This is a genomic window from Streptomyces sp. NPDC020996 (assembly GCF_040641355.1).
GTDB lineage: Bacteria > Actinomycetota > Actinomycetes > Streptomycetales > Streptomycetaceae > Streptomyces.
In genome coordinates this window covers 1-2,283 of sequence record NZ_JBFADM010000145.1, presented here as the reverse complement: position 1 = coordinate 2,283, position 2,283 = coordinate 1, and the positions used below count along the sequence as shown (strand labels likewise).

Genomic DNA, 2,283 nt, shown 5'->3' with positions numbered 1-2,283 from the left:
GCGGCGAACACGTTCTTGGATGCGTTGGCGCAGTATCGGCGGCATCGTGGGTTGCCGGCGGTGTCGTTGGCGTGGGGGCAGTGGGCCGAGTCCAGCGGTATGACCGGCACCCTCGACGCCACCGACCTCGCCCGTATGGCGCGGAGCGGAATGCGGCCGCTGTCCGTCGAGGAAGGGCTCGCCCTCTTCGACGACGCCGCCCGCTACGACGAGGCGGTGCTCGCCGCCGCCCGGTTCGACCCGGCCGCACTACGCGGACAGGCCGACGCCGGACGGCTCCCCGCCGTCCTCCGGGGGCTCGTCCGTGCCACCGGGCGACGGGCCGCCGACCAGGACCCGGCCACCGGCGCACCCGCGGCCCTCGCCGCTCGTCTCGCCGCGCTGGCTCCCGGGGATCGGGCCCAGGCCCTGCTCGACCTGACGCGAACCCACGTGGCCGCCGTGCTGGCCCACCCCCATCCGGCCGCCCTCGACATCGACCGCGGTTTCCTCGAGCTCGGTTTCGACTCGCTGACCGCCGTCGAGCTGCGGAACGTCCTGACCACCGTCACCGGACTGCGCCTGCCCACCTCGCTGATCTTCGACTACCCGACCCCGGCGGCCCTCGCGGCTCACCTGACCGCCGAGATCCAGCCCGACGGCGCGGCCGCCGAGACCGCCGTACTCACCGCCATGAACGAGTGGGAGGCCGCCGCCGTCGCCCTGCCCGCCGGCAGCGACGGCCGGGAGCGCGCCGTCAACCGGCTCCGCTCCCTCCTCTGGAAACTCGAACAACTCGACCAGCTCGAACAGAACGGCATCAAGGCCGGCGGTGACGGCGAGGCGGCCGAGCCGGGCGACGAGCCCGAGCTCAGCACCGCCACCGACGACGAGATGTTCGCGCTGATCGAGAAAGAGCTCGGCCTCAACTGACCGCCCGCACGACGCAGAAGGCCGGAGACGCCGCACGCCGCCTCCGGCATCCGCCCCCACCCCGCCGCCCCACCCAGCCAGGACCCGCAGCCCCGCAAGCTCCCGGAGGCACCGCTCAGATGGCCACCAGCAACGAGGAAAAGCTCCGCGACTACCTCAAGCTCGTCACCGCGGACCTCCAGCAGACGCGCAGGCGTCTGCAGGCCGTCGAGGCACGGGAGCAGGAGCCGATCGCCATCGTCGGCATGGCCTGCCGCTACCCCGGCGGCGTCACCTCCCCGGAAGGACTGTGGGAGCTGGTCCTCGAAGGCCGTGACGCCATCGGCGCCTTCCCCGACGACCGCGGCTGGGACCTCGACGCGCTCTACGACCCCGACCCCGACGCCCCCGGCCGCAGCTACCTCCGCGAAGGCGGATTCGTCCACGACGCCGTCGGCTTCGACGCCGCGTTCTTCGGCATCCCCCCGCGCGAGGCGCTCGCCATGGACCCGCAGCAGCGGCTCTTCCTGGAAACCTCCTGGGAGGTCCTGGAACGCGCCGGCCTCGACCCGGCCACCCTCAAGGGCAGCAGGACCGGCGTCTTCGTCGGCGCCGGCAACCCCGGCTATCTCGGCGGCGGCACCGGCACCCCGCCCCCGGAGATCGAGGGCTACACCCTCACCGGCAACGTCAACAGTGTCATCTCCGGCCGCGTCGCCTACACCTTCGGCCTGGAGGGCCCCGCCGTCACCGTCGACACCGCCTGCTCCTCCTCCCTCGTCGCCCTCCACCAGGCCGCACAAGCACTGCGCGCCGACGAATGCGCCCTGGCCCTCGCCGGCGGCGTCACCGTCATGCCGAACCCCTGGCTCTTCCAGGAGTTCAGCCGCCAGCGCGGCCTCGCCAAGGACGGCCGCTGCAAGGCCTTCTCCGCTTCAGCGGACGGCACCGTCTGGGGCGAGGGCGTTGGCGTACTGCTCCTGGAGCGCCTGTCGGACGCGCGGCGGAACGGCCACCGGGTTCTCGCGGTCGTACGGGGTTCCGCCGTCAACCAGGACGGCGCCAGCAGCGGTCTGACCGCCCCGAACGGGCCTTCTCAGCAGCGGGTGATCCGGCAGGCCCTGGCCAACGCCCGGCTGACCCCTGCCGACGTGGACGCGGTCGAGGCGCACGGCACCGGCACGGCGTTGGGCGATCCGATCGAGGCGCAGGCCCTGCTCGCGACCTACGGGCAGGAGCGCGCCGAGGACCGGCCGCTGTGGCTCGGGTCGGTCAAGTCGAACATCGGCCACACCGCGGCTGCCGCGGGTGTGGCGGGTGTGATCAAGATGGTGATGGCGATGCGGCATGGTGTGTTGCCGCGGACGTTGCATGTGGGGGAGCCGTCGCCGC

General features: G+C 73.1%; 2 protein-coding genes. Both read left to right on the top strand.

The features are described 5' to 3' along the window. On the top strand, window positions 1-912 hold a 912-nt coding region (locus AB0G63_RS39025; protein ID WP_360760637.1), incomplete at its 5' end, for a phosphopantetheine-binding protein. 119 nt (window positions 913-1,031) lie between these two features. Continuing rightward, window positions 1,032-2,283 (top strand): beta-ketoacyl synthase N-terminal-like domain-containing protein (locus AB0G63_RS39020; RefSeq protein ID WP_360760635.1); only part of this gene is annotated, 1,252 nt, incomplete at its 3' end.